The sequence below is a fragment of the Goodfellowiella coeruleoviolacea genome, from assembly GCF_024171785.1.
GTDB classification, from domain to species: domain Bacteria; phylum Actinomycetota; class Actinomycetes; order Mycobacteriales; family Pseudonocardiaceae; genus Goodfellowiella; species Goodfellowiella coeruleoviolacea.
The window spans coordinates 197,336-203,953 of the sequence record NZ_JAMTCK010000019.1 but is presented as its reverse complement, the minus strand read 5'-3'; the positions used below and the strand labels follow the sequence as shown (position 1 = coordinate 203,953).

Annotated in this window: 5 protein-coding genes; all 5 read left to right on the top strand. The window is 73.5% G+C overall.

The window, feature by feature from the left end:
• Nucleotides 1-1,037 (top strand): flavodoxin-dependent (E)-4-hydroxy-3-methylbut-2-enyl-diphosphate synthase (gene ispG / locus LX83_RS33230; protein ID WP_253778755.1); only part of this gene is annotated, 1,037 nt, incomplete at its 5' end.
• A 101-nt stretch (nucleotides 1,038-1,138) separates the two neighbouring features.
• Nucleotides 1,139-1,993: a GNAT family N-acetyltransferase gene (locus tag LX83_RS33225; protein ID WP_253778752.1), complete on the top strand. Its 855-nt coding sequence runs from the start codon at nucleotides 1,139-1,141 to the stop codon at nucleotides 1,991-1,993.
• A 256-nt stretch (nucleotides 1,994-2,249) separates the two neighbouring features.
• Entirely contained in the window at nucleotides 2,250-4,028 is a 1,779-nt protein-coding gene (locus tag LX83_RS33220) for a penicillin-binding transpeptidase domain-containing protein (protein WP_253778749.1), read from the top strand.
• Nucleotides 4,029-4,151: 123 nt separating this feature from the next.
• The gene (map, locus tag LX83_RS33215) at nucleotides 4,152-5,009 is read left to right on the top strand and encodes a type I methionyl aminopeptidase (RefSeq protein ID WP_253778746.1); all 858 of its coding nucleotides are present in this window, start codon (nucleotides 4,152-4,154) and stop codon (nucleotides 5,007-5,009) included.
• The gene (locus LX83_RS33210) at nucleotides 5,006-6,565 is read left to right on the top strand and encodes a cobyric acid synthase (RefSeq protein WP_253778732.1); all 1,560 of its coding nucleotides are present in this window, start codon (nucleotides 5,006-5,008) and stop codon (nucleotides 6,563-6,565) included. Before map ends, LX83_RS33210 begins: the two co-directional genes overlap by 4 nt.
• The last annotated feature ends 53 nt before the right edge of the window (nucleotides 6,566-6,618 follow it).

Genomic DNA, 6,618 nt, shown 5'->3' with positions numbered 1-6,618 from the left:
TCACCGCGGATGTCAACGCCACGCTGCAGCAGATCGCGGAGTTGACCGCGGCCGGCTGTGACATCGTGCGGGTGGCCTGCCCGTCGCAGGACGACGCGGACGCGCTGCCGGCGATCGCGCGCAAGTCGCAGATCCCGGTGATCGCCGACATCCACTTCCAGCCCAAGTACGTGTTCGCCGCGATCGAGGCCGGGTGTGCCGCGGTGCGGGTGAACCCGGGCAACATCAAGAAGTTCGACGACAAGGTCAAGGAGATCGCGCAGGCCGCCAAGGACCACGGCACGCCGATCCGGATCGGGGTCAACGCGGGCTCGCTGGACCCTCGGCTGCTGGCCAAGTACGGCAAGGCCACGCCCGAGGCGCTGGTGGAGTCGGCGCTGTGGGAGGCCTCGCTGTTCGCCGAGCACGACTTCCACGACATCAAGATCTCGGTCAAGCACAACGACCCGGTGGTCATGGTGCGGGCCTACGAGTTACTGGCCGAGTCCTGCGACTACCCGCTGCACCTGGGGGTGACCGAGGCGGGGCCGGCGTTCCAGGGCACCATCAAGTCGGCGGTGGCCTTCGGCGCGCTGCTGCGGCAGGGCATCGGTGACACCATCCGGGTGTCGCTGTCGGCGCCGCCGGTGGAGGAGGTCAAGGTCGGCGCGCAGATCCTGCAGTCGCTGAACCTGCGGCCGCGCAAGCTGGAGATCGTGTCCTGCCCGTCCTGCGGCCGGGCCCAGGTCGACGTCTACACGCTGGCCGACCAGGTCACCGCGGGTCTGGAGGGCTTGGCGGTGCCGCTGCGCGTTGCGGTGATGGGGTGTGTGGTGAACGGGCCGGGTGAGGCGCGCGAGGCCGACCTGGGCGTGGCGTCGGGCAACGGCAAGGGGCAGATCTTCGTCAAGGGCAAGGTGATCAAGACCGTGCCCGAGGCGCAGATCGTGGAGACCCTCATCGAGGAGGCCATGCGCCTGGCCGAGGAGATGGGCGAGGACGTGCCGGAGACGGCCGAGGAGCTGACCGGCGGCGGACCGGTGGTGACCGTTTCCTGACCCCACCAGCTGCTGCTGATGGTGAGGGTCCTCCCTCGACCGCGTACCAACGAACGGGCGACGGCGAGCGCTTTTCCCGGGTGTTCTGGCACGCTTAGTACGTGTTGAGGCTCGCTGGAGCGCGGTTGCTCGACGATCGGGACCTGCCCGAGGTGCTTGGCGTGCTGCACGCGGACCCGGTGGCCGCGTGCATGGTGGCGGCACGGGTGGAGACAGCGGGACTGGACCCGTGGCGGCTGGGCGGCCAGGTCTGGTCCTGCGGCCACCGTTCGCTGCGCGGTGGCAAGTTGGACGGGCTGTGCTTCGTCGGCCCGAACCTCATCCCGCTGCGCGGCAACCGGGTGGCCCTGCGCTGCTTCGCCGAACGGGCGCTGCGCCGGGGCCGGATCTGCTCCTCCCTGGTCGGCCCGGCCGAGCAGGTGCTGGGCCTGTGGGAGGAGCTGCGGCCGGAGTGGGGGCCGGCCCGCGACGTGCGGGCCGACCAGCCGCTGATGGCCATGGCCGACCCGCCGGAACTGGCCCCGGACCCGCTGGTGCGCCCGGTCCGGCCGGAGGAGCTGGACCGCTACCTGCCGGCGGCGGTGGCCATGTTCATCGAGGAGGTCGGCATCGACCCGAGGGCCGACGACGGCGGCGCCAGCTACCGGGCCCGGGTGGCCGAGCTGATCGCCGGCGGTCGGGCGTTCGCCCGGTTCGAGGACGGCGACGTGGTGTTCAAGGCCGAGATCGGCGCGCTGTCCGCGCAGGTCGGGCAGATCCAGGGGGTGTGGGTGCGGCCGGACCGCCGGGGCCACGGCCTGGGCACCTCGGGCACGGCCGCGGTGGTGGACCGACTGGTGCGCGGGATGAACCGCACCGCCAGCCTGTACGTGAACTCCTACAACGCCCCGGCCAGGGCCGCCTACCAGCGGGTCGGCCTGCGCCAGGTGGGCCGCTACGCCACCGTGCTGTTCTGAATAGGGCTGAGCTGAATCGGGCTGAGTTGAATCGGCCTGGGCCGACCAGGCTGAGCTTGACCGGGCGGTTTCGCGGCGGTCACGGGCGGTGGCGGGGCCGAGGGCGGGTTGTCCGATATCTGCCCGAGGCCCCGATCGTGGCGCGCGGCATACTGCGCCGGTGCGGGTTTCCCCAACACGACGCTCTGGCGCGACACGGCGGTCTGGCACGGCACGGCGGTTCGGGCCAACGCGGCGCTCCGGCACGGCACTGGTGGTGGCGGCGCTGCTCCCGGCGCTGACCGGGTGTGCCTGGCTGGGGGCCGGTCCGGGCCCGGAGGAGGTCGCGCGGGACTTCCTGAACCAGCTGGCCAGCGGCGGCACCGAGGCCGCCAGCCGGCTCACCGACGACCCGGACGCCGCCAAGAAGGTGCTGGACCAGGTGCGCGGCGCGCTCAACCCGACCGGGGTGAGCCTGAGCCTGGACGAGGTGCGCGAGCAGGACGGCGACCAGCCCACCGCCACCGGCGCGTTCACCGCCCGCTGGGACCTGGGCCACGGCCGGGTCTGGAACTACCAGGGCGAGGTGGGCCTGCGCACCGGGGAGCGCGGCTGGCAGGTGCGCTGGGCACCCAGCGTGGTCCACCCCAGGCTGGGCAACGCGCAGATCATCGCCCTGCGCGAGCTGACCCCGGACATCGCCCCGGTGCTGGACCGCGACGGCGTGCCGCTGCTGAGCGCGGAGAACGTGGTGTCGGTGCTGCTCAACCGGGCCAAGGCGGGCGATCTGGGCCAGGTCAGCGCGGCACTGGCCGGCGCGCTGGCCCGGTTCGACGCCAGCATCACCGCGGAGTCGATCAGCGCCGGTGCCGCGGGCACCGCCGACGGCACGGACTACCTGGTCGTGAGCCTGCGCGAGGCCGACTACCAGCAGGTCAAACCGGCCATCTACGACCTGCCCGGGGTGCGGTTCACCACCCAGCGGCGGCTGCTGGGCGCGGACCGGGACTTCGGCTCGCAGGTGCTGCCGGCGCTGCGCGCCACCGCGGAGCAGCGGACCGAGGGCCGGGCCGGGTTCCAGATCAACACCGTCAACACCGGCACCGGCGAGACCGTGGACGAGCTGCACGCCGAGCCGGCCCGCCCGGCCGAGGCGCTGACCACCACGCTCAGCCAGCCCGTGCAGGCCGCGGCCGAGGCCGCCGTCGACCCGGCCACCCAGCCGGCCGCGCTGGTCGCCATGCGGGCGTCGACCGGGGAGCTGCTGGCCGTGGCGCAGAACGCGCCCGCTGACCAGCAGGGCGCACTCGCCCTGTCCGGCCGGTTCCCGCCCGGGTCCACGTTCAAGATCGCCACCACGGTGGCCGCCCTGGAGGCCGGCCTGGCCACCGGGGACAGCCCGCAGCCCTGTCCGGGCGCCACGGTGATCGCCAACCGGCGCATCCCCAACGACAACGAGTTCGACAAGGGCACCATCCCGCTGCGCACCGCGTTCGCGCTGTCCTGCAACACCACCTTCGCGCAGCTGGCCGCGAACCTGCCGGAGACCGCGCTGACCGAGGCCGCGGCCAAGCTCGGCCTCGGCGTGGACTTCGTGGTCACCGGCGCGACCACGGTGACCGGGTCGGTGCCGCCGGCCGGTGACGTGGTGGAGCGCGCCGAGGACGGGTTCGGTCAGGGCAAGGTGCTGGCCAGCCCGTTCGGCATGGCCCTGGTGGCCGCGACCGTGGCCGCCGGCACCATGCCCACCCCGACCCTGCTGCGTGGGCAGACCACCCAGGTCAGCGCCCGACCGCAGGCGATCGCGCCGGCCATCCTGGACCAGGTCAGGCAGATGATGCGGGATGTGGTCACCGACGGCACCGCCCGGATCCTGGCCGACCTGCCCGATGTGGCGGGCAAGACCGGCACCGCCCAGTTCGGTGACGGCAGCAACGCGCACGGCTGGTTCGTGGGCTACCGGGGTGACGTGGCCGTGGCCGTGCTGCTGGTGGGCTCGGGCACGTCGGGGCCGGCGGTCGAGGCGGCCAGCCGGTTCCTGCACGCGCTGCCCTGAGCCGACCCGGGGGACCCCGCCCGGGTCGGCCTGCGCGCACCCGCGTCCCGGCCGCCGCCTGTGCCGTGTGCCGGCGCTGGCTGGCCTGTCCGACGTCGCGCCCGGGCGTCGTAATGTGTGGGCATGCCCGTACGTTCCGCGTTGACCCCAGGTGTGCAGAGCCCCCGGCGGCCGGTGCCGCCGACCATCGAGCGTCCCGAGTACGTGGACAAGCCCGCGCCGAAGCGGAACACCGACCCCTGGGTGCAGCCGCCCGAGGTGATCGAGGCCATGCGGGTGGCCAGCCGGATCGCCGCCCAGGCACTGCAGGAGGGCGGCAAGGCGGTCCGACCGGGCGCGACCACCGACGAGGTGGACGCGGTGGTGCACGAGTTCCTCTGCGACCACGGCGCCTACCCGTCCACCCTGGGCTACCGCAACTTCCCCAAGTCCTGCTGCACCTCGCTCAACGAGGTCATCTGCCACGGCATCCCGGACTCGACCGTGATCGAGGACGGCGACATCGTCAACATCGACGTCACCGCCTACATCGGTGGCGTGCACGGCGACACCAACGCCACCTTCCTGGCCGGGGACGTGTCCGAGGAGGCGCGGCTGCTGGTGGAGCGCACCCACGAGGCGACCATGCGGGCGATCCGCGCGGTCCGGCCCGGCCGGCAGCTCAACGTGATCGGCCGGGTGATCGAGGCCTACGCCAAGCGGTTCGGCTACGGCGTGGTGCGCGACTTCACCGGACACGGCATCGGCCGCACCTTCCACAGTGGACTCGTGATCCTGCACTACGACGAGCCCAGCGTGACCACGCCGATCGAGCCGGGGATGACCTTCACCATCGAGCCGATGATCACCCTGGGCGGCATCGACTACGACATGTGGGACGACGGCTGGACCGTCACCACCCGCGACAAGAAGTGGACCGCCCAGTTCGAGCACACCATCGTGGTGACCGAGGACGGCGCGGAAATCCTCACCCTGCCGTGACCGGCGCCCTGCTCATCGCCGGCACCAGTTCCGACGCGGGCAAGAGCGCGCTGGTGGCCGGGCTGTGCCGGTGGCTGGCCCGGCGCGGGGTGCGGGTGGCGCCGTTCAAGGCGCAGAACATGTCCAACAACTCGGTGGTCACCGTCGACGGCGGTGAGATCGGCCGGGCCCAGGCGTTCCAGGCGCGTGCCTGCGGGTTGGACCCCAGCGTGCGGTTCAACCCGGTGCTGCTCAAGCCGGGCGCGGACAACAGCTCCCAGGTGGTGCTGCTGGGCCGGGCCGTGGGGCAGGTCAGCGCGCTGTCCTACGCGGCGCGCAAGACCCTGCTGCTGGACACGGTGCTGGACACGCTGGCCGGGCTGCGCGCCGAGTACGAGGTGGTGGTGTGCGAGGGCGCTGGCTCGCCGGCCGAGATCAACCTGCGCGCCGCGGACATCGCCAACATGGGCCTGGCGCGCGCCGCCGGCCTGCCCGTGCTGGTGGTGGGCGACATCGACCGGGGCGGGGTGCTCGCGCACCTGTTCGGCACGCTGGCCCTGCTCTCACCCGCGGACCAGGCCCTGGTGACCGGGTTCGTGGTGAACAAGTTCCGAGGTGATCGCGCGCTGCTCGAACCCGGGCTGCGCCAGCTGGGGGCGCTGACCGGCCGGCCGGTGCTGGGTGTGCTGCCCTGGCGCGAGGAGCTGTGGCTGGACGCCGAGGACTCGCTGGCCGCGGTGGCCGACGGAGTGGTGGGCCGGCCGGCCGCGCCCGTGGGCGAGCAGTGGCTGCGCGTGGCCGTGGTGCGGTTCCCCCGCATCTCCAACGCCACCGACGTGGAGGCGCTGGCCTGTGAGCCCGGCGTGGCCGTGCGGTTCGTGACCGAGCCGTCCCGGCTGGCCGACGCCGACCTGGTGGTGCTGCCCGGGTCCAAGGCCACCGTGGCCGATTTGGCCTGGCTGCGCCGCACCGGCCTGGCCGACGCGGTGCTCGCGCACGCCAGGGCCGGCCGGGGCGTGCTCGGGATCTGCGGCGGTTTCCAGATGCTGGGCGCTCGGATCAGCGACGCGGTGGAGTCGGGCGCCGGTGTGGTGGCCGGGCTGGGGCTGCTCGACGTGGACGTGGAGTTCGCACCGGTCAAGACGCTGCGCCGGCCCACGGGCAGGGCCATGGGCGAGCCGGTCACCGGCTACGAGATCCACCACGGCGCGGTGGTGCGCGACGGTGAGCCGACCGGGCTGGTCGAGCTGCCCGACGGCGGCACCGAGGGCGTGGTGGCCGGGCCGGTGCTGGGCACGCACTGGCACGGGCTGCTGGAGAACGACGCGTTCCGGCGGGCGCTGCTGCGCTGGGCGGCCGAGCGCGCCGGCCGGGACGGGTTCCGGCCGGCCGGCGACGTGTCGTTCGCCGCGGCCAGGGCCGCCCAGCTCGACGTGCTCGGCGACCTGGTGGCCGAGCACCTGGACACCGACGCGGTGCTGCGCCTGCTGGCGGCCGGCCCACCGCCGGGGCTGCCCGTGGTGCCGCCGGCCGGCCCGCCCGAAGTGGCCGCCGCGCTGGACGGCGCGGCGGACTGAGCCGCACCCCAGCCGCACGTCCCAGCGGAGGTCTCGGCCGGAGGTCCCAGCTG

What these genes read in the sequence shown, in the direction of transcription:
- map (WP_253778746.1), top strand. Translation starts at nt 4,152, where the DNA reads ATGCCCGTACGTTCCGCGTTGACCCCAGGTGTGCAGAGCCCCCGGCGG.